Raw genomic sequence first — 20196 nt, forward strand, 5'->3', positions numbered from 1 at the left:
AGGCGTGCTGTGCCTATCATGCGCAACCTTCCGCCATGGATGACTGCATGCATCGTCGCGATTTCCTTCGCCGCGCCTCGCTGGCCCTGGCCGCTTTCGGTATTCCGGCCTTGCCGGCCTGCGCCGCCGCCGAAAAGCAGCTTGGCCTGCGTCGCATCGGCCAGCCGCAGCCGTTCGATTTCGCCGCGCTGAAGGGCCAGGCCCGCGCGCTGGCACAGGCGCCATACCGGAGCCACAAGCGGGTGCTGCCGGCGGCGGTGGAGAAGCTGGACTGGGACCAGTACCAGTCCATCCGCTACCGCCAGGACCACGCGCTGTGGGCCGACCAGCCGGGCAGATTCCAGGCCAAGTTCTTCCATCTGGGGCTGTACTTCCATTCGCCGGTGCGCATGTTCGACGTGGCCGACGGCCAGGCGCAGGAACTGGCCTATGACGGCGCGGCGTTCGACTACGGCAACAGCGGCATCGACGGCAGCCAGCTGCCGGCCGACCTGGGCTTTGCCGGGTTCCGGCTGAATACCCGGACAGATACGGATCGAGATTTTGCCGCCTTCCTCGGCGCCAGCTATTTCCGCGCGGTCGGCAAGGAAGGCCAGTACGGCCAGTCGGCGCGTGGCCTGGCGATCGATACCGGCCTGGGCCGTCCGGAGGAGTTTCCCGACTTCATTGCTTACTACCTGGAGCAGCCGGGCGCCGATTCGGACACCCTCGTCGTCTACGGTCTGCTGGATTCGCCCAGCGTCGCCGGCGCCTACCGTTTCGCCATCACCAATGGCGAGGTGCTGCTGATGGATATCGACAGCGCGCTGTACCCGCGCACGGAAATCGAACGGCTCGGCATCGCGCCGTGCACCAGCATGTACCAGGTGGGCGAGAACGACCGGCGCATGGATTGGGACTGGCGCCCGGAGATCCACGACACCGACGGCCTGTCGATGTGGACCGGTGCCGGCGAATGGATCTGGCGGCCGCTGTGCAATCCACGGCAGCTGCGCTTCAACATGTTCGTGGACCACAATCCGCGTGGCTTCGGCCTGCTGCAGCGTGACCGCAACTTCGACCATTACCAGGACGATGGCGTGTTCTACGAGAAGCGCCCGTGCCTGTGGATCGAACCCAAGGGACAGTGGGGCGAGGGCTCGGTACAGCTGGTGGAGATCCCCACCGTCGATGAGACCTTCGACAACATCGTCGCGTTCTGGAACCCCAAGGCCAAGCCGCAGCCCGGCGAAGAGCTGCTGGTCGGCTACCGGCTGTACTGGGGCGCGCAGCCGCCGGCTCGGCCGCCGTTGGCCCACTGCGTGGCCAGCCGCACCGGCCTGGGCGGGGTGATCGGCAAGAAGCGCGAATATTTCAGCTGGCGCTTCGCGGTGGATTTCGAAGGCGGCGAACTGGCCGGCCTGATCGACAGGGCCGAGGTCGAGGCGGTGGTGGAAACCAGCCGCGGCCGCGTGGAAGTCGTCTCGGCGCGCCCCTTGCGCGAGATCAAGGGCTACCGCGCCATGTTCGACCTGGTGCCGCCCGAGGACGGCACGCAGCAGATCGACATCCGCCTGTACCTGCGCAGCGGCGGCAAGACCCTGACCGAAACGTGGCTGTACCAGTACAGCCCGCCGCCGGCGGAGCAGCGCACGCTCTACTGATCCGCGTTGGCGCCGATCCGCGGCCGCCCATCGGGGCGCCGCACGGGATGGACCGGCTGCCTGCCGCCGCGGCGGTCGGCGCCATCGGCGCGCGCTGCCTCCGCCTTTTTCATGCTGCATTGCAGCGATAAATCCGTTCCTGTTCCGCGGCTTGCCGCTGCACGAGGCCTCGCGCGGGCTTTCTCCATCCGGCTGATTGACAGCGTTGTCAGGTGGCGCGTAAAACGACCTTCGCCGGCCACCACGCCGTCACAAACATTCCGAAAGTCTTGGGGAGAGAGACCAGATGACCAGCCAATGCCGTCAACACGCGCTTGCACGTGCGATCTTCGCTGCACTGATCACCACCGCCACCGCATTGCCCGCCGCCGCGCAATCGGTGCAGGAGGAGGGCAAGACCGAAACCCGCGATGCCTCCACGCTCGACGCGGTGATCGTCACCGTCGAGCGGCGGGAACAGGACCTGCAGAAGTACGCCGGCACCGCGCAGACGATCTCCGCCGAGGACACCCGCGCGCTGGGCATCAACAACGAGCTGCGCAACATCCAGGCGCTGGTGCCGGGCCTGAGCATGGCCAACCAGGAGGGCAACCTGGAAATCTTCATACGCGGCGTCGGCTCGTCCAACAACACCGAGCTGGGCGATCCGGGCGCCGCGCCGCACATCAACGGCGCCTACATCCCGCGCCCGCGCGGCCTGGGCGGCATGTTCTATGACATCGAGCGCGTGGAGATCAACAAAGGCCCGCAGGGCACGCTACGCGGCCGCAACGCACTGGCCGGCACGCTCAACATCATCACCAAGCGCCCGGATTTGGAGGCATTCGGTGGCTACGTGCAGGCCGAGGCGGGCAACCGCGACCACCGCGGCGGCGAGTTCGCGCTGAACATGCCGCTGGGCGGCTGGGCCGCGATCCGCGTGGCCGGCTACCAGGTCGAGAAGGATTCGTCGTTCGAGAACGCCGGCAGGATGCAGGAGCTTGACCCGGCCGGCATCCAGGACGAGCACGGCGCGCGCGTGTCGTTCCTGTACCAGCCCGACGACAAGCTGTCGGTGTTCGCCATGGCCGACATGGGCAAGGAAGGCGGCACCGGCTACCCGGGCGCCACGGTCTACACCGCCGCCGAGGCCGGCTACCTGCCCGAGGACCTGGACCTGCGCAAGATCGTCTACCGCGGCGCCCAGGGCACGCTGGACAGCACCAACTGGGGCGCGCAGACCAACGTCCGTTACGACTTCGGCCCGGTGGCGCTGGAATACAACGCCAGCTACCGCGACGTCGATTACCGCCAGACCAACGCGCAGAGCGAAGGCATCCTGTGGCCGGACCGCAACATCGAGCCGGTCTCGCCCGCCAATCCCGGCGGCGTCGACTACGACAACTATTCCACCCAGTACTGGATGACCCAGTCGCAGTCCTACATCCACGAGCTGCGCCTGTCCTCGGCCGACGACACGCGCCTGCGCTGGACCACCGGCCTGTTCCACTTCAACGAGGACCAGCAGGTTGGCTACCTGTCGCTGGTGGACAAGGGCAGGTGGTATTCGGGCACCGAATTCACCATGCCCAAGGTCAACGGCCGTTCCTCGGCCGCGTTCGCCGATGGCACCTTCGACGTCACCGACCGCCTGCGCCTGAAGGGCGGCCTGCGCTACACCCAGGAAGAGAAGTCGCGCTACGGCATCGGCGGCAACTGGGCGCTGGGCCTGCCGGGCGAAGGCGGCGATTTCTCCACCCGTCTCGGTACGCCGGGCTTCGAGCCGGCGTTCATGAAGCGCCCCAATTTCGACGTGAGCAACATCACCTCGCAGGCGGAGATGGCGCGCTTCCTGCTGCAGGGCATCCTCGCCCATGGCCGCAACGACACCATCCAGCAGCAGATCGGCGACGTACCCAATGGCGGCGCGTTCGGCTGCGTGGACCGCCCGGACATCGGCGGCGACACCGTCGATTGCCCCTACCAGAGCTGGGTGCAGGTCAGCGGCATCCCGGCGCAGCAGTTCGGCAAGAGCAAGTTCAACTTCACCGACTGGCGCGTGGGCTTCGAGTTCGACGTGTCCGACGACAGCCTGCTCTACGGATTGATCTCCAGCGGCCACAAGGCCGGCGGTTTCAACGACACCTTCGATCCGCAGGAGATCCCGGAGACGTTCAAGCCCGAATCCATCGTCGCCTACGAGATCGGCAGCAAGAACTCGTTCCAGATGCTGGGCCGCACCTCCACCTTCAACGCCAGCGGTTTCTACTACGACTACAGCGACCAGGTGTTCCAGGACCTGGCGGTGATCGCCACCAATCCGTCCACCGGCGAGGCCACCGGCTACTCCCTGGTCAACCGCAACGTCGGCAAGTCGGTGGTGTACGGCGTCGAGCTGGAAAGCGTGCTGCGCTTCCCCGGCAACGTGATGCTGAACCTCAACGCGTTGTGGCTGGATAGCGAGATCAAGGAAGGCAAGGTGGCCGACGTGCGCAGCCAGAACTACGGCGCCGGCGGCATCACCTCGATTATCGACCTGTCGGGCAACGAGCTGCCGCTGGCCTCGAAGCTGACCTTCAATGCGCGCCTGCAGCACACCATGGAACTGCCGTTCGGCACCCTGGACTGGCAGCTGCTGGCCTCATACCGTTCGGCCTACTACCTGACCCAGTACAACAACCGCGACGTGGTGTTCATCTCCGACACCGCCGGCACGGTGGACTACATCGAAGGCGCCGTCGAAGCCGGCTTCCCCGACCGCCAACGCGCCCGCACCACGGTCAACGCCGGCATCGGCCTGACCACGCTGGACGGACACTGGCGCGTGGAAGCCTGGGGCAACAACCTGCTGGACAACGACATTTCGCAGAAGGCGCTGGTCGGGTCGGGCATCAACGTGCGTTTCCTCAACGATCCGCGCAGCTACGGGCTGCGTCTGCGCTACCAGTTTTGATGTGACAGGATGGACCGCCCGCAGCGGCCGGCCTTTGCCGGTCGCCGCGTTGCGGATGCGCGTGGGCAACGCCACGCATGACGCCAACATTCCGCCATGACGGAAGAGCCATGACCCAAAAAACCCGCTGGTCGCAGTTCGGTGTACTCATCACGGTGTTCTTCTTCTGGGGCTTCGTCGCCGCCAGCAACGGCATCCTGATCCCGGTGTTCAAGAAAGCCTTCGACCTGACCCAGGCGCAGAGCATGTACGTGGCGATCGCGTTCTACGTCGCCTACACGGTCGGCTCGCTGATCTACGCGGGCGTTTCCAAGGCGATGGGCGTGGATGTGCTCAACCGCATCGGCTACAAGAACGGCATCTGCGTCGGCCTGCTGATCTCGGCGCTGGGCGCGCTGCTGTTCTACCCGGCGGCCAACCTGGGCTCGTTCACCCTGATGCTGTCGGGCCTGTTCATCGTCGGCCTGGGCTTCTCGCTGCAGCAGATCGCCGCCAACACCCTGGCCATCATCATGGGCGATCCGGCCACCGGCTCGCAGCGGCTGACCATGGCGGGCGGCATCAACAACCTGGGCACCACGGTCGGTCCGCTGCTGGTGAGCATCGCCATCTTCGGCAGCGTCGCTGCCGGCAATACCGAGGCCAGCATTGAAAGCGTCAAGACGCCCTACCTGGTGCTGGGCGCGGCCTTCGTGCTGGTGGCGCTGTTCTTGAAATTCTCCTCGGTGCCCAACCACTTCGACCTGGAGAAGCTGTCCGAAACCGAGGCGCAGGACAGCAGCCGGCTGATCCACAAGAAATCAGCGTTCGCCTACCCGCAGCTGGTCATGGGCATGATCGGCATTTTCCTCTACGTCGGCGTTGAAGTTTCCACCATCGACAATCTGCCGGCCTATCTGGAGCTGCCGGTAGAGAAGGGGGGGCTTGGTATCGACACCTCGCTGATCGCGCCGTTCGTGTCGCTTTACTGGGCCAGTCTGATGATCGGTCGCTGGGGCGGGGCGGCAGGCGCTTTCGATGTCAGGGCGGGGACAAAGAAGCTGCTCATGCTGGTTCTGCCGTTCGTGGCCTTCGGCGTGTACCTGGCGGTCAATGCGATCTCCGGCCATGACGTATCCCGGTTCTACCACTATGCGCCGGTGATCGTGCTGATGATCCTGGCCACCCTGGCCAGCAAGGGCAATCCGGCGCGGATGCTGCTGTATTTCGCGTTGTGCGGAATCATCGCGCAGCTGGTGGGCATGTTCACCACCGGCATGCTCAGCGTGATCGCCTTCATCAGTGTCGGCCTGTTCTGCAGCACGATGTGGCCGTGTATTTTCACCCTGGCGATCACCGGGCTGGGTAACAACACCAACCAAGGCAGCAGCCTGCTGGTGATGATGATCATGGGGGGCGGCCTCGTCAGCTGGGCGCAGGGCGCGCTGGCCGACAAGGTAGGGGTGCATCACAGCTTCATCGTCGGCGTGCTGTGCTTCGCCTATCTGGCGTTCTACGCCGTTGCCGCCACCCGCACCTTGCGCCGGCAGGGTATCGATCTGGACCAGTTGGCGGCAGAAGGCGGGCATTGAGCTCAAGCGCGGGGCCCGTGGAAGAAAAACGGAGCCAGAGGCCGTGCCCAGGCAAGCGCCGGTGCGTACGGCCTGTTCCATGGGTTCCCCGCCTATTTCGGTGCCCGCTGTTTCACCGGTCCGGTTGAACGCCGCACCTGCAAGGTGTAAGCCACGTCCACCACGCCACCGCTGCCCATCTCGCGGATTTCCTTGAGCAGCTCGGCGGCGGCCAGCTTCCCCATTTCACGGGTAGGCTGGCGCACGGTGGTCAGTGCCGGGTAGATCTGCCGGGCGATAGGCGTGTCATCAAAGCCGCAGACCGAGATGTCCCCGGGGACAGACAGGCCGCGCTCGCAGACGGCACAGATGACACCTGCGGCCATATCGTCATTGGCCGCGAAGATGGCGGTGGGATGATCGGGCAGGTCCAGCAGCGCATTGGCCCCGGCATAGCCGGATTCGTAGGAAAACTCGCCATCCACCACCAGCGCGGCCTCGTAGCGCAAGCCTGCCCGGCGCAGACCTTCGCGGTAGCCGGCCAGGCGCCACATGGCGGCGCCGTGCGCGGCATGGCCCTTGATGTGCGCGATGCGGGTGTGCCCGAGCGCGGCCAGGTGCGCCATCAGCGCGCAGACTGCGCCGATCTCGTCCACCACCACGCCGACATGCCGGTTCGGCTCCTTGGCCGAGATGCTGGAGTACGGAATGCCCAGGTCGACCAGCCGTTCCAGCAGCGCGGTATCGTCGGTGAGCGGCGGGGTGAGCACGATACCGTCCAGCTGCGACTGCATGATCAGCGATTCGACCTTGCCGACGATGTCCGCCGCGTCGTACACCAGCGGCGCCAGCATCAGGTTGTAGTGCTGCGCCTGGCAGGCGTCGAGCACGCCCAGCTCGATCTCCATCAGGTAGTTCGAGGACGGGTTGTCGAACAGCATGGCCACCAGGTACGAGCGCCGACCCGCCAGCACGCGCGCCGACGGCAGCGGCCGGTAGCGCAGCTGCTCCACCGCCGCCTCGACCAGCGTGCGAGTGCGCTCGGATACGTTCGGTTCGTTGTTGAGCACGCGCGAGACGGTCTTCATCGACACGCCAGCCGTCGCCGCCACGTCCTCGATGCGCACGCGTCCGGGCTTGCCGGCGGTCGCCTGCGTGGATTCGGCCGCCGCCCGTTTCTTGCCAGTCATATGGTTCCCGGTTTCCGCCTGGCAGGTGCCAACGCACATGGATACAGGTGCAACTTTATCCGCAATGCGGCGTGCCGCTATGCAGCAAGCCATCATCGCGCACTGGCGCTATTCTGCAGCTGCCTGACAACGCTGTCATGGTGTTCTGCACAATCGTGCGTTCCTCCAGCCCTCCGTCCAGGAAGACCCTCGCCCATGAAGCCCAGCCTTCCACACTCCCGCCCCCGCACAGATCGTCGACGGCTGCGCCCGCTCCTGCTTGGCGTCGCGCTGGCGCTGGCCTGCGCGCCTGTCGTTGCCGCATCGGCATCGAAGGACGCCGCCGCACCGGTCCGCATCGACCCCGCGCACTGGCCGCAGCCGGCTTGGCCACTGGCGCTGGACCCGGCGATGGAAAAACGCATCGACGCGCTCGTGGCGGCGATGACGCTGGAGGAGAAGGTCGGCCAGGTAGTGCAGGGCGATATCGCCAGCGTCACCCCCGAGGACGTGCGCAGGTATCGGCTCGGCTCGATCCTGGCCGGCGGCGGCTCCGATCCGGGCGGCAGGTACAACGCCAGCCCGGCCGAATGGCTGGCGCTGGCCGATGCCTTCTGGGAAGCCTCGATGGATACCCGAGGCGGCGGCAAGGCCATCCCGATCATCTGGGGCATCGACGCCATGCACGGCCAGAGCAACGTGGTCGGCGCCACGCTGTTCCCGCACAACGTCGGCCTCGGCGCCACACGCAATCCGGAATTGCTGCGTGAGATCGCCCGCATCACCGCCGCCGAAACCCGCACTACCGGCATGGAGTGGACCTTCGCGCCGACCGTGGCGGTGCCCCAGGACGACCGCTGGGGCCGCGCCTATGAAGGCTATTCGGAAGATCCGGCGCTGGTGGCCAGCTATGCCGGCGTGTTCGTCGAAGGCTTGCAGGGCAAGGCCGGCGCAGCCGATTTCCTCGATGACCACCACGTGATGACCACGGTCAAGCACTTCCTCGGCGATGGCGGTACCGGCAACGGTAAGGACCAGGGCGACACCACGGTCAGCGAAGCGCAGCTGCGTGATATCCACGCTGCCGGCTACGTGCCGGCGATCGCCGCCGGTGCGCAGTCGGTGATGGCCTCGTTCAACAGTTTCCACGGCGAAAAGATGCACGGCCACAAGCCGCTGCTGACCGACGTGCTGAAGCAGCGCATGCAGTTCGGCGGTTTCGTCGTCGGCGACTGGAACGGCCACGGCCAGGTCAAGGGCTGCAGCAACACCGACTGCGCGCAGACCTACATCGCCGGGCTGGACATGGCGATGGCGCCGGACAGCTGGAAGGGCATGTACGAAAGCACCCTGGCACATGCGAAGGACGGCACCCTGCCGATGGCGCGGCTGGACGACGCGGTGCGGCGCATCCTGCGCGCCAAGTTCCGCATGGGCCTGTTCGAGAAACCGAAACCCTCGGCGCGCGCGCTGGGCGGCAGGTTCGAGCTGCTGGGCGCCCCTGAACACCGCGCCGTCGCGCGCCAGGCGGTGCGTGAATCGCTGGTGCTGCTGAAGAACCAGGGCGGCGTGCTGCCGCTGGCGCCGAAGCAGCGTGTGCTCGTCTCTGGCGACGGTGCCGACAACATGGCCAAGCAGGCCGGCGGCTGGACTCTGACCTGGCAGGGGGACGGCACCCAGCGCGCCGACTTCCCCAATGCCGACACCATCTGGGACGGCATGAAGGCGCAGGTGGAAGCGGCCGGCGGCAAGGCCGAGCTGGCCGTCGATGGCCGCTACCAGGCCAGGCCGGACGTGGCGGTGGTGGTGTTTGGCGAGGAGCCGTACGCCGAGTTCCAAGGTGACCTGCCCGACCTGATGTTCAAGGGCGGCAAGTCGGGCGACCTGGAGCTGATCAGGAAGCTCAAGGCCGACGGCATCCCGGTGGTGGCGGTGTTCCTCAGCGGCCGACCGCTGTGGATGAACCGCGAGATCAACGCCGCCGACGCCTTCGTCGCCGCCTGGCTGCCGGGTTCGGAAGGCGCGGGCGTCGCCGATGTGCTGTTGCGCCGGCCCGACGGCGGCGTGCAATACGACTTCCACGGCAAGCTGAGCTTCTCCTGGCCGCGCCGCGCCGACCATTACGCCAACAACGTCGGCCAGAAGGGCTACGACCCGCAGTTCGCCTACGGCCATGGCCTGACCTACGCCGACAATGGCGACCTGGCGGCGTTGTCCGAGGACCCGGGCATCGACCCGGACGCCTCGCGCACCAGCGTCTGGTTCGATCGCGGCGTGGCGACCACCGGCCTGGTCCTGCGGCTGACCGGCGCCGACGGCGAAGCGATGGATATCGTGCATCCCAACGCGGCGACCACCGATGGGTCGGTGGTGATGACCGCAGTCAACACCGAGGTGCAGGAAGGCGCGCGCCAGTTCGCGTTCAACGGTCACGGCCGCCTCGAGTTGCGCGCGAATATGCCACTGGACCTGGTGCGGGAAACCAACGGCGACGTACTGGCGATCGCCAACGTGCGGGTCGATGCGCTGCCGGCCGGCGCCAAGGTGGATTACCTCGCCACCTGCGGCACCGGCTGCAGTGGCGAGCTCGCCATCGGCAATGCGCTGGCCAAGCTGCCGCAGGGCCAGTGGGCGCGCCTTGGCGTGCCGCTCAAGTGCCTGCGCGACACCGGCGCCGACACCGCCAGGCTGGACATGCCTTTCGCCCTGCGCGGCAGCGCCGGCCTGCGCCTGTCGCTGGCCAAGGTGAGCCTCGGCACCGACTACGACCACAAGGTCGAGTGCCCGGCACCATGAGCCCGGCGTTGCTGCTGACGGCGGCGCTACTGTCCGGTGATGGCGTGCAAGCGCCGTCGCCGGGCTGGGAGCTGGTGTGGCGAGACGAGTTCGACGGAAACGCCATCGACCTGTCGAAATGGGAGCTGGAAAGCAACTGCTGGGGCGGCGGCAACCACGAACAGCAGTGCTGCACCCCGCCCGCGACTGCTCGCCGGGCCCCAACGCCTGGCGGGCCGATGAGCTGCTGCACATCGTCGCCCGCCGCGAGCGCTGGAGCGCCCCGGCCACGCCGGATGGCCGGGGCCGTATCAACGCCATGCTGCCGTACACATCGGCGCGGCTGCGCACCAAGGGGCGACAGGAGTGGACCTTCGGCCGCTTCGAGATCCGCGCGAAGTTGCCGGCGGGGCAGGGCAGTTGGCCGGCGATCTGGATGCTGCCGACCGATTCGCCCTACGGCGGTTGGGCGGCCTCCGGCGAAATCGACATCATGGAAGCGGTGAACCTGGGCACACCGACCGACTTGCCGGATGCAGCCCCGGGTACCCCGGAAACCCGTTTGCATGGCACCTTGCACTACGGCCGCCCGCCACCGGGCAACGTGCACACAGGCACGTGGTACCAACTGCCTGATGGCGCGAACCCCGCAGACGGTTTCCACGTCTACGCGCTGGAGTGGGAGCAAGGCGAAATCCGCTGGTATGTCGATGGCGTGCACTACGCCAGCCAGCGTGCCGAGCATTGGTACTCGCAGCGGCAGGATGCGAAGGGCAACTGGATGGACGCACCGCCCGGCGCGCCGTTCGATGCCGCCTCGAAATTCCACCTGCTGCTCAATCTTGCCGTCGGCGGCGACTGGGCCGGCAAGGTCAACACCACCGGCATCGACCGCAATGCTTACCCGCAAACAATGCTGGTGGACTACGTGCGCGTTTACCGCTGCAACAGCGGCAATACCGACGGCAGCGGCTGCGCCACCCGTGACCCGGCAGCGAAGCCGGTCCTCCCTGAAACGGAAACGCCGTAGGAGCGCACCTTGGTGGGCGACGGGGTTTCGTCGCTTGAACTCTGTGCTCGTGCTGTTACGGCAGGGACTGCATGAAAGCCCCTTCGCGCGCCAAGGCGCGCCTTACAACGGCAGCGGCGCCTGCATCGGCTCGATGCGGCCCTCGCCGCGGGTGATCTTCTTGAACTCGGCGCGGCTGACCGACACGTAGCGGTCATTGCCGCCAATCTCCACCTGCGGGCCGTCGTGCACGGCGAAGCCGTTTTCATCCACGCGTACGGTCATCGTCGCCTTCTTGCCGCTGTGGCAGATGGTCTTGATCTCCTGCATCTCGTCGGCCCAGGCCAGCAGGTACTGGCTGCCCTCGAACAGCTCGCCGCGGAAATCGGTGCGCAGGCCGTAGCACAGCACCGGAATACGCAGTTCATCGACCACCTCCGACAGCTGCCACACCTGCGCCCGGTTCAGGAACTGCGCCTCGTCCACCAGCACACAGTTCAGCCGCCCGTGCGCGGCGATATCGCGCTCGACCAGCTGCTGCAGGTCGGTCTCCTGCTCGAAGCTGATGGCGTCGGCCTGCAGGCCGATCCGCGAGGCGACCACGCCGCTGCCAGCACGGTGGTCCAGGCGCGGGGTCAGGATCGCCACGCGCATGCCGCGCTCGCGGTAGTTGTGCGCCGACTGCAGTAGGGTGGTGGTCTTGCCGGCATTCATTGCCGAATAGTAGAAGTAGAGCTTGGCCATGCAGCAGAAGTGCGTGAAGAGGAGGGGGAAGCGGGCAAAGGCAACAGCCGGCCCTGCGGGGTGACAGAATACCCGCCGCGGAGGCGCTCCTGTTTTTCTCACTCCCCACTCCTTTTCAGTTGACTGCTCCATGCTGGACTCCCTGAACCCTCCTCAACGCGCGGCGGCGGTGCACGCCGAAGGCCCCTTGCTGGTGCTGGCCGGTGCCGGCAGCGGCAAGACGCGCGTGATCGTGGAGAAGATCGCCCATCTGATCGGCAGCGGCCGTTATCCGGCCAAGCGCATCGCCGCGATCACCTTCACCAACAAGTCGGCCAAGGAAATGCGCGAGCGTGTGGCCAAGCGCCTGCGCGCCGAGGACGCGGCCGAGGTGACGATCTGCACGTTCCATGCGCTGGGTCTGAAGTTTTTGCAGATCGAGCATCAGCATGTCGGCTTGAAGCGCAACTTCTCGATCTTCGATGCCGATGACGCCAGCGCGCAGGTCAAGGACCTGCTCGGCGGCAGCAATGCCAAGCCTGACGACATCGAGGACGTGAAGAATCTGATCTCGCGCGCCAAGAACGCGGGCTTGTCGCCGGAACAGGCGGCGATGGCGGCGCGCAGCAGTCGAGAGAAGAACGCGGCGATGGTCTACGCGCTGTACCAGGCGCGGCTGACCTCGTTCAACGCGGTCGACTTCGACGACCTGATCCGGTTGCCGGTGCAGGTGCTGGAGGAAAACCCGGACATCGCCCTGGCCTGGCGCGAGCGCATCGGCTACCTGCTGGTGGACGAATGCCAGGACACCAACGATGCCCAGTACCGGCTGCTCAAGCAGCTGGCCGGGCCGCGCGGCAACTTCACCTGCGTGGGCGATGACGACCAGTCCATCTACGCCTGGCGCGGCGCCAATCCGGAAAACCTGCAGCAGATGGGCGTGGATTACCCCAACCTGCAGATCATCAAGCTGGAACAGAACTACCGCTGCTCCAACCGTGTGCTGCGCGCGGCCAATGCGCTGATCGCGCACAACCCGCACGAGCACCTGAAGACGCTGTGGTCCGACCAGGCCGACGGCGAGCGCATCCGCGTGTGGGAGTGCCGCAACAGCGAGCATGAGGCGGAAAAAGTGGCCGCAGAGATCCATTTCCTGGCCACCAGCCGCAAGATTCCTTGGAGCGATTTCTGCATCCTGTTCCGCGGCAACTTCCAGTCGCGGCCGCTGGAAAAGGCGCTGCAGCTGGTCGGCGTGCCCTACCACCTAAACGGCGGCACGGTGTTCCTGGAACGGCAGGAAGTGAAGGACACGCTGGCGTGGCTGCGGCTGATCGTGAATCCGGACGATGACACCGCGTTCATGCGCGCGGTGCAGTCGCCCAAGCGCGATGTCGGTGCCGGCACACTGGCCAAGCTGGCCGAGCTGGCTTCGGCCAAGGACATGCCGATGGCGCAGGCCGCCGAAAGCATGGGCGCATTGGCGCAGCTCACGCCGCGTGCGGCCAACAGCCTGAGCCGCTTCACCGACATTCTGCGCGCGCTGCGCATGGACATGCGCCAGCTCAGCTCGGGCGACCTGGTGCGGCGCGTGGCCAAGGATTCGGGACTGCTGACCGAGCTGCGCAACCAGGCCAAGGACACCAGCAGCTACGAGCGCCGGGCCAATAACCTGGAAGAGCTGGCGTCGTGGTTCGAGAGCGGTCCGCGCGGTGCCAGCGCCGCCGACATGGCCGCGCAGCTGGCGCTGATCTCGCGCAACGACAAGGACGATGGCGGCAACCAGGTGCGGATGATGACGCTGCATGCGTCCAAGGGCCTGGAGTTTCCGTACGTGTTCATCGTCGGCTGCGAGGACGGCGTGCTGCCGCACCAGGTCAGCCTGGACGAGGGCAACCTGCAGGAGGAGCGGCGCCTGCTGTATGTGGGCATCACCCGCGCCAAGGTGCAGTTGTGGATGAGCTACAGCAAGCTCACCCGCAAGTTCGGCGAGCACATCCGGCTCAAGCCCAGCCGCTTCTTCGCCGAGCTGCCGGCGGCCGAGATCCAGCGCGATGGTGCCGATCCGGTCGCCGATGCCGCGTACAAGCAGGAGCGCGCCAAGGCCGGGCTTGCGGCGATCGAGGCGCTGTTTGACGACTGAAGCGCTGACCTGCGTCGCTGCGGTTGGATACGCTGGGCGCCACCATCGAGCAGGGGAAACGGCATGACGGCCTGTATGCAGTGCGGCGAGACCGTCGAACCCGGCTTTGACGTGTGCTGGAAGTGCGGCACCCATGTCGATGGCACCCCGCCCGATCCCGGCTTCCTGCCGCCGGGCGTGGACCCGGCGCAGGTGCGAGAACTCACTGCCTGCGCTGCCAGACGCCGATGCAGTTCTTGCGCCGGATGCGTTTGCACGAGGGCAGCCAGTGGCATGGCGTGTTCGTCGATGCCGGGCACCTGCTCGGCAACCGCGAGAGCTTCGACGTGCACGCCTGCCCGCACTGCGGCAAGGTCGAGTTCTACCTCACCCTGTGAGCGCGTCCGCTCCCTGCGACAGGTTCAGCCCAGGCGGGGCTGAAGCGCTTCCAGTTGCTGCTGCAGGGCGGCGACTGTGGCTTCCAGTCCGCCTCCACGCCACCGGCCGCCCTGAGCGGCTGCCGTCAGCAGGACGGCTACCTTGGTACTAGAGCCACGCCTCGCACAGCGTCTCGGCCTGGTTGAGCACCAGCTGGGCGGCTTCTTCCTGCTGGTCGGGTGGGTATTTGTACTTGCGCAGGATGCGCCGCACCAGGATGCGCAGTTTGGCGCGCACGCTTTCGCGGTTGCTCCAGTCCACGCTGACGTTGGCGCGCAGGCTTGCGGTGAGTTCGTGGGCGATCTGCGCCAGTACCGCGTCGCCTAGCTCGCGCACCGAGGCCTCGTTGTTGGCCAGCGCGTCGTAGAAGGCCAGCTCGTCCTCGTTCAGGCCCAGTGCCTCGCCACGCTGGCTGGCAGCGGTGAATTTCCTGGCCATCTCGATCAGCTCCTCGATCACCTGGGCGGTCTCGATGGAGCGGTTCTGGTAGCGCTTGATCACCCCGGCCAGCAGCTCGGAGAACTTCTTCTCCTGGGCAAGGTTGGTCTTGAAGCGGCTCTTGATCTCACCTTCCAGCAGGCGCTCGAGCAGTTCCACCGCCAGGTTGCGCTCGGGCAGGTTGCGCACCTCGGCCAGGAACTGCTCGTCGAGCAGGCCGATGTTCGGCTTGTCCAGGCCGACCGCCTCGAACACGTCGACCACCTCGCCGGATACCACCGCATTGCCGATGATCTGGCGGATCGCCAGCTCGCGCTGCTCGTCGGTCTTCTTCTGCGCGCTAATCTCGCGCTTGGTGAGCATCACCTTGATGGCCTGGAAGAAGGCCACTTCCTCACGCACCGCCTTGGCCTCATCCAGCGTGCAACACAGGGTGAAGGCCTTGCTCATTGCCAGCGCGGTATCGGCGAAGCGCTTCTTGCCGTCCTCCAGACCGAGCACATGGTTGGCAGCGCCAGCCAGCAGCCTGTGGCCGCCAGTGAGGAAAGCGCTGCAGTCGAAGCCGTGCAGCAGGCTGCGCAGGATATCCAGCTTCTCTTCCAGTACCGCCCAGGCTTCATGGGCATCTACGGTGGGGCGGCCGCGGCCATTGCTGGCGGTGTATTCCTTCAGTGCGGATTTCAGCTCGTTGGCGATGCCGATGTAGTCGACCACCAGGCCGCCCTGCTTGTCCTTGAACACCCGGTTCACCCGCGCGATGGCCTGCATCAGGTTGTGCCCCTTCATCGGCTTGTCCACGTACAGGGTGTGCACGCAAGGCGCGTCGAAGCCGGTCAGCCACATGTCGCGCACGATAACCAGCTGCAGCGGGTCGGCGGGGTCCTTGAAGCGCTTCTCCAGCCGTTTTTTCACCTGCGCCGGATAGATGTGCGGGCGCAGCAGGGCCTTGTCCGAGGCGCTGCCGGTCATCACGATCTTGATCGCACCTTTCTCCGGGTCCTCGTCGTGCCACTGCGGGCGCAGTGCGACGATGGCGTCGTACAGGTGCACGCAGATCTCCCGGCTCATCGCCACCACCATGGCCTTGCCGTGCTGCGCCTGGTTGCGCTCCTCGAAGTGGGCCACCAGGTCGGCGGCGATGCTGTGGATGCGCGGCGAGGCGCCGACCACCTTCTCCAGCGCGGCCCAGCGGCTCTTCAGCCGTGACTGCTGATCCTCCTCCTCGTCCTCGGCCAGCTCGTCCACCTGCGCATCAATGGCTGGCAGCTCGCTGTCCTTGAGCGACAGCTTGGCCAGGCGCGATTCGTAGTAGATGGCCACGGTGGCGCCATCTTCCTGCGCCTGCTGCATGTCATAGACGTGGATGTAGTCACCGAACACCGCCCGCGTGTCGCGGTCCTCGCTGGACACCGGCGTGCCGGTGAAGGCGACGAAGGTGGCATTGGGCAGCGCATCGCGCAGGTGCTGGGCATAGCCCACCTGGTAACGCGTTGGCGCCTCGGCCACCTGCAGGCCGGGGTTGTCGGCCGGGGCTTTCAGCGCCGCCGCAAAGCCGTATTGGGTACGGTGCGCCTCGTCGGCAATCACCACGATGTTGTGGCGGGTGGACAGCACCGGGAAGCTGTCCTCGTCCTCGCCCGGCAGGAACTTCTGGATCGTGGTGAACACGATGCCGCCGCTGGGCCGGTTGCCCAGCTTCTCACGCAGTTCGCCGCGCCTGACGATCTGCACCGGCTGCTCGCGCAGCAGGTCCTGCGCCAGCGAAAACACCCCGAACAGCTGGCCATCCAGGTCGTTGCGGTCGGTAACCACCACGATGGTCGGGTTCTCCATCGCCGCGTGCTGCATCACCCGCGCGGCGAAGCAGGTCATGGTGATGCTCTTGCCGCTGCCCTGGGTATGCCAGACCACGCCGCCCTTGTGGCTGCCACCGGGACGCGAGGCAGCCACCACCTGCTGGATTGCCGCACGCACCGCGTGGAACTGGTGATAGCCGGCGATCTTCTTCACCAGCGTGCCGTCATCCTCGAACAGCACGAAGTAGCGCAGGTAATCGAGCAGCCGCTCCGGTGCCAGCACACCGCGAACCAGGGTTTCCAGCTCGTTGAACTGGCCCAGTGGGTCCAGCGTCTCACCGTCGATGGTGCGCCAGCTCATGAAACGCTCGGCATCGGCCGACAGTGAACCCATGCGTGCCTGGCTGCCGTCGGAGATCACCAGGATCTGGTTTTAGTGGAACAGGTCGGGGATCTGCTCCTTGTAGGTCTGCAGCTGCTCGAAGGCCTTCCAGATATCGGCATTCACATCGGCCGGGTTCTTCAGCTCCAGCAGCACCAGTGGCAGGCCGTTGACGAACACGATGATGTCCGGGCGGCGGGTATGTTTCGGGCCCTGGAGGCTGAACTGGTTGACCGCCAGCCAGTCGTTGGCGGCCACATCTGCCCAGTCGACCAGGCGCACGAAGTCGCCGCGAGTTTCGCCATCGACCTGGTACTGCACCGGTACCCCGCCCACCAGCAGCCGGTGGAACAGCCGGTTGGCCGCCAGCTGCACCGGCACGCCCAGGTCCAGCACCTGCTTGCAGGCATCCTCGCGCGCGGCCAGCGGCACCCGCGGGTTGAGCCGGGCAATGGCGCTGCGCAGGCGCGGTGCCAGCACCACGTCGCGGTAGCTCTCGCGTTGCGGGTCACTGCCGTCGTGGGCAATGTCCGGCCCGTAAAGGTGCGTGTAGCCCAGCTCATCCAGCCAGCCAAGGCACTCCTGTTCCAGTTGGTCTTCGGTCATTACTGCTCGATCCTTGATTCTTCCTGACGATGGGCCATGCGCCCCTGCATCCGCCCTGTCCGGGTAGCCGTCAGACCCTCCCCAGGCCCCAACAGCAATAGCGACTAAATAAGCAAGCCCTTGCCACACATGGCTTTCAGATGTTTGGAAGCCCTCTGCCAACCGCAGCGATTGAATGAATTCTCACCCCAGAAAAGTACATGGTATTACGCGTTGCAATTCTTGCTCCCTGGCTTTGCAGCAGTTCAAGTCTGGGATTTTTGGGAAGTATTTCCCCAGGAGCGCGGGTTCCATCGCCATCTGCCAGGCTCAGCATCTGCATGTCATTGCAGACGTTTTCGCAACAAGAGGCTGGAGGTACGATCAAGTCGACGACATCAATGCCGTCGGCTTGATCTAAGTATATGTTTTAATGGGGTTTAATTTGCTGGCAACCGTCCTGTTATTCGGTCTCATGATCCAACGTGGCTACCGATTATTCGCCCTGTTCCACGGGGCAGTCCTCGCTTTCCCCGTCGGTGTTGGTCCTGTAGGCCTGCCGCTCGTGGGTAGGCTTGGATGGGAAGGCCAGCAGGATGCGTCTGCTTTTCACCATGCCCTTGAGATGCCGTTGCCGAAGCGCATCCGGGCTACGGTTCAACAGGGTGGCCAGCACATTCGGCGTCAGGTAATAGTCAAGGCACAACGTGGCAATGGCTGTCTGCATGTGTTCCCGGGCCATGTGCGGTGATCGGCGTGGCTCCTCCGCCAGCTTCTCCAGCCGCTGTTGGAAACCCTTGTCCAGCCTGTCCAGCGCATCGATCAGCGGCGCATCAGGATGGTCGCTCAGCAGGCAACCATCGGCATCTCTGTGCGTATCCGTCTCCCCCTTGTGTTCGGAGCTGTCCGGGGTATGTTCGGAGCTTGCTTAACAACCTTCGGAGCTGGCCTCGTAATGTTCGGAGCTGGACAGCGGCGCTGCGAACACTTGTTCGGGGGTAGGCAGCTGCTCGCCGGGCAGGTGGTAGGTCATTCCCCGCGAGCGTCCGCCAGGCACCAGAAACTCCTCGCGGGCCAAGCAGGCAAGCAGCTGGCTCAGATCGTAGGCATAGGTGGCGCAGATCTCTGCAGCCATCGGCAATATCCGGTTCGTACAAGTGCGTGTAACCCAGCTTTCCTGGCCAGCTTGGCTATTCGTGTTCCAGTGGGTCTGCGATCATTGCGGGGGGCCTTGATCACGTCGTGCGCAGGCTGCTTAGCACTGCTTAGCAATTGCTAAGAGACGGCTACGCAGGCTTGCGGGCAGAGTAAAAGGTTCTGTTACCTGCGGGATGTCTGTCGAGGAAGCCGTCAGGCTCGCTCCACTTTTCAGATAACGCGAGCCCTCGGCCTGGACGGACGGCGAGTCTCCCAGGCCGAGCAACTGGCACGGTTGCCACAGTGTTTCATGCAGATTGATGGGCTCTTTCATTGATGAGCCATCAGCAGGTTGCCGAATTCGGATATTTGAATCTCCGAACTGCCTTGCAGCATGTCTTGCGCGAGTGACCGTCGCTTTTCCAGTAACTGATCCAGGGTCGCCTCGAAGGTCTGCATGCTGTTATCAAGCACCGTTGGGTAGTACACGTACACGTCCTTCTCCTGGCCAATGCGATACCTGATTAGCCCCGACTCTCAGCCAAGAAAGTTGCTCGCAATCCGCAGACGCGGCTCCGGACATGGTTTGCACCGCATCATCGCGGTCGCAAGTCGCGACAGCGTCTCGCGCAGGCGGAACCGGCGGTTGAAACGGTACGCCGCTTCGGCCAGGTAGCGCCGCGCGTACTTGGCTTGTTTGACGGCATGGTAGGTGCCACTGATCGCCCGCTTGAGGTTGCCCAGCACGACGTTGACCCATCGCGCTCCAGCCACTTCGGTGGCGGCGCGGCCGCCGCCGGTGTCGAGCGTTGTGTGGGCGTGGCCGGCGTCTTCGAGTCGGCGGAAGCAAGCCAAGCCGTCACTGTAGACCTCGCACTCAGGTGCCAGGCGGCGCGTGATCCAGTCGTTGAGCGAGGCGTTGTCGAAGCTGCGGACCGGCTCGATCACTGCGAAGGTCGGGCGTTCGAGGTGTTCGTCCGTCTGCACTGCGATCACGAACGCCTGCTTGTTCTCCGATCCGCGCCCGGGCTTGCCGCCGTTGCGCTCGCCGCCCAAATAGGCGTCGTCAAGCTGCACGAAACCCTGGAGTTTTCTGGAATCCTCCCGCTCGGTCATGGCCTGCATGACCTTGTGCTTCAGGCGCCAGGCGGTCTTGTAGTTCACGCCCAAGTGGCGCATCAGTTCCAGCGCAGCCAAATTGGTCTTGGTCGAGGTAAGCAGGTGCATCGCCAGCATCCAAGTGCGCAGCGGCAGTTTGGTGCCTTCCAACAGGGTGCCCGCCGTCAAGGTCGTCTGATGCCGGCAAGCGCGGCACTGGTAGTAGATCGCATCGCCGCGCCTGAATCGCGAACGCGCGCGTCCGGCACAGGCCGGGCAGCGGTAGCCTTCAGGCCAGCGCCACTTGTACAAGGCCCGGTAACACTTTGCTTCGGTGCCGTAGCGGTGGATGAACTCGCTCATCGAGAGGCCGGGTTGGAACTGCACGCGGTTGATGCCCAT

13 protein-coding genes and 1 pseudogene are annotated in these 20196 nt (G+C 65.5%); 7 read left to right on the forward strand and 7 right to left on the reverse strand.

The features are described 5' to 3' along the window. Window positions 1–47: 47 nt before the first annotated feature. The 3 genes from ACSBPQ_RS15895 to ACSBPQ_RS15905 all read left to right on the forward strand — a co-directional run bounded on the left by ACSBPQ_RS15895 (window position 48) and on the right by ACSBPQ_RS15905 (window position 6146). The gene (locus ACSBPQ_RS15895; RefSeq protein WP_442683032.1) at window positions 48–1643 is read left to right on the forward strand and encodes a glucan biosynthesis protein; all 1596 of its coding nucleotides are present in this window, start codon (window positions 48–50) and stop codon (window positions 1641–1643) included. Window positions 1644–1929: 286 nt separating this feature from the next. Beyond that, on the forward strand, window positions 1930–4575 hold the full coding sequence (locus ACSBPQ_RS15900) for a TonB-dependent receptor (RefSeq protein ID WP_442683033.1): 2646 nt from the start codon (window positions 1930–1932) through the stop codon (window positions 4573–4575). 110 nt (window positions 4576–4685) lie between these two features. Further along, window positions 4686–6146, forward strand: a complete 1461-nt coding sequence (locus ACSBPQ_RS15905; RefSeq protein WP_442683034.1) for an MFS transporter — start codon at window positions 4686–4688, stop codon at window positions 6144–6146. Between the two features lie 92 nt (window positions 6147–6238). Here ACSBPQ_RS15905 and ACSBPQ_RS15910 read toward each other — a convergent pair whose 3' ends face one another. Continuing rightward, window positions 6239–7315 (reverse strand): LacI family DNA-binding transcriptional regulator, encoded by a 1077-nt coding sequence (locus tag ACSBPQ_RS15910; protein ID WP_442683035.1) that lies wholly within the window; start codon window positions 7313–7315, stop codon window positions 6239–6241. 195 nt (window positions 7316–7510) lie between these two features. On the opposite strand from ACSBPQ_RS15910, the gene ACSBPQ_RS15915 reads away from it, so the two are divergent. Then, the gene (locus ACSBPQ_RS15915) at window positions 7511–10090 is read left to right on the forward strand and encodes a glycoside hydrolase family 3 N-terminal domain-containing protein (RefSeq protein ID WP_442683036.1); all 2580 of its coding nucleotides are present in this window, start codon (window positions 7511–7513) and stop codon (window positions 10088–10090) included. A gap of 166 nt (window positions 10091–10256) precedes the next feature. After that, window positions 10257–11099, forward strand: a complete 843-nt coding sequence (locus ACSBPQ_RS15920; RefSeq protein ID WP_442683037.1) for a glycoside hydrolase family 16 protein — start codon at window positions 10257–10259, stop codon at window positions 11097–11099. A 102-nt stretch (window positions 11100–11201) separates the two neighbouring features. Here the strand turns inward: ACSBPQ_RS15920 and ACSBPQ_RS15925 are convergent, their stop codons facing one another. Then, complete coding sequence (locus ACSBPQ_RS15925; protein WP_442683038.1) at window positions 11202–11822, reverse strand: thymidine kinase; 621 nt, start codon at window positions 11820–11822, stop codon at window positions 11202–11204. Between the two features lie 133 nt (window positions 11823–11955). Here ACSBPQ_RS15925 and ACSBPQ_RS15930 point away from each other — a divergent pair, with 133 nt between their 5' ends. Next, window positions 11956–13941 (forward strand): UvrD-helicase domain-containing protein, encoded by a 1986-nt coding sequence (locus ACSBPQ_RS15930; RefSeq protein WP_442684608.1) that lies wholly within the window; start codon window positions 11956–11958, stop codon window positions 13939–13941. 245 nt (window positions 13942–14186) lie between these two features. Then, entirely contained in the window at window positions 14187–14318 is a 132-nt protein-coding gene (locus tag ACSBPQ_RS15935; RefSeq protein WP_442683039.1) for a hypothetical protein, read from the forward strand. Window positions 14319–14466: 148 nt separating this feature from the next. Here ACSBPQ_RS15935 and ACSBPQ_RS15940 read toward each other — a convergent pair. The 5 genes and pseudogenes from ACSBPQ_RS15940 to ACSBPQ_RS15960 form a co-directional block, all read right to left on the reverse strand. Continuing rightward, window positions 14467–17580, reverse strand: a pseudogene (locus ACSBPQ_RS15940) (type I restriction endonuclease subunit R). Between the two features lie 475 nt (window positions 17581–18055). Then, complete coding sequence (locus tag ACSBPQ_RS15945; RefSeq protein ID WP_442683040.1) at window positions 18056–18286, reverse strand: hypothetical protein; 231 nt, start codon at window positions 18284–18286, stop codon at window positions 18056–18058. Window positions 18287–18487: 201 nt separating this feature from the next. After that, entirely contained in the window at window positions 18488–18694 is a 207-nt protein-coding gene (locus tag ACSBPQ_RS15950) for a hypothetical protein (protein WP_442683041.1), read from the reverse strand. A 332-nt stretch (window positions 18695–19026) separates the two neighbouring features. Beyond that, complete coding sequence (locus ACSBPQ_RS15955) at window positions 19027–19191, reverse strand: hypothetical protein (RefSeq protein ID WP_442683042.1); 165 nt, start codon at window positions 19189–19191, stop codon at window positions 19027–19029. Window positions 19192–19233: 42 nt separating this feature from the next. Further along, window positions 19234–20196, reverse strand: a complete 963-nt coding sequence (locus ACSBPQ_RS15960) for an IS1595 family transposase (protein ID WP_279934050.1) — start codon at window positions 20194–20196, stop codon at window positions 19234–19236.

Origin of the sequence: Stenotrophomonas sp. JC08 (assembly GCF_052180205.1) — a bacterium.
Lineage (GTDB): Bacteria > Pseudomonadota > Gammaproteobacteria > Xanthomonadales > Xanthomonadaceae > Stenotrophomonas.

Bases quoted from the DNA above. Each gene is read 5' to 3' on its own strand.
- ACSBPQ_RS15960 (WP_279934050.1), bottom strand. From the start codon at position 20,196: ATGGGCATCAACCGCGTGCAGTTCCAACCCGGCCTCTCGATGAGCGAG.
- ACSBPQ_RS15895 (WP_442683032.1), top strand. From the start codon at position 48: ATGCATCGTCGCGATTTCCTTCGCCGCGCCTCGCTGGCCCTGGCCGCT.
- ACSBPQ_RS15935 (WP_442683039.1), top strand. From the start codon at position 14,187: ATGCGTTTGCACGAGGGCAGCCAGTGGCATGGCGTGTTCGTCGATGCC.
- ACSBPQ_RS15950 (WP_442683041.1), bottom strand. From the start codon at position 18,694: ATGGCTGCAGAGATCTGCGCCACCTATGCCTACGATCTGAGCCAGCTG.
- ACSBPQ_RS15900 (WP_442683033.1), top strand. From the start codon at position 1,930: ATGACCAGCCAATGCCGTCAACACGCGCTTGCACGTGCGATCTTCGCT.
- ACSBPQ_RS15925 (WP_442683038.1), bottom strand. From the start codon at position 11,822: ATGGCCAAGCTCTACTTCTACTATTCGGCAATGAATGCCGGCAAGACC.
- ACSBPQ_RS15905 (WP_442683034.1), top strand. From the start codon at position 4,686: ATGACCCAAAAAACCCGCTGGTCGCAGTTCGGTGTACTCATCACGGTG.
- ACSBPQ_RS15910 (WP_442683035.1), bottom strand. From the start codon at position 7,315: ATGACTGGCAAGAAACGGGCGGCGGCCGAATCCACGCAGGCGACCGCC.
- ACSBPQ_RS15945 (WP_442683040.1), bottom strand. From the start codon at position 18,286: ATGCAGACAGCCATTGCCACGTTGTGCCTTGACTATTACCTGACGCCG.
- ACSBPQ_RS15915 (WP_442683036.1), top strand. From the start codon at position 7,511: ATGAAGCCCAGCCTTCCACACTCCCGCCCCCGCACAGATCGTCGACGG.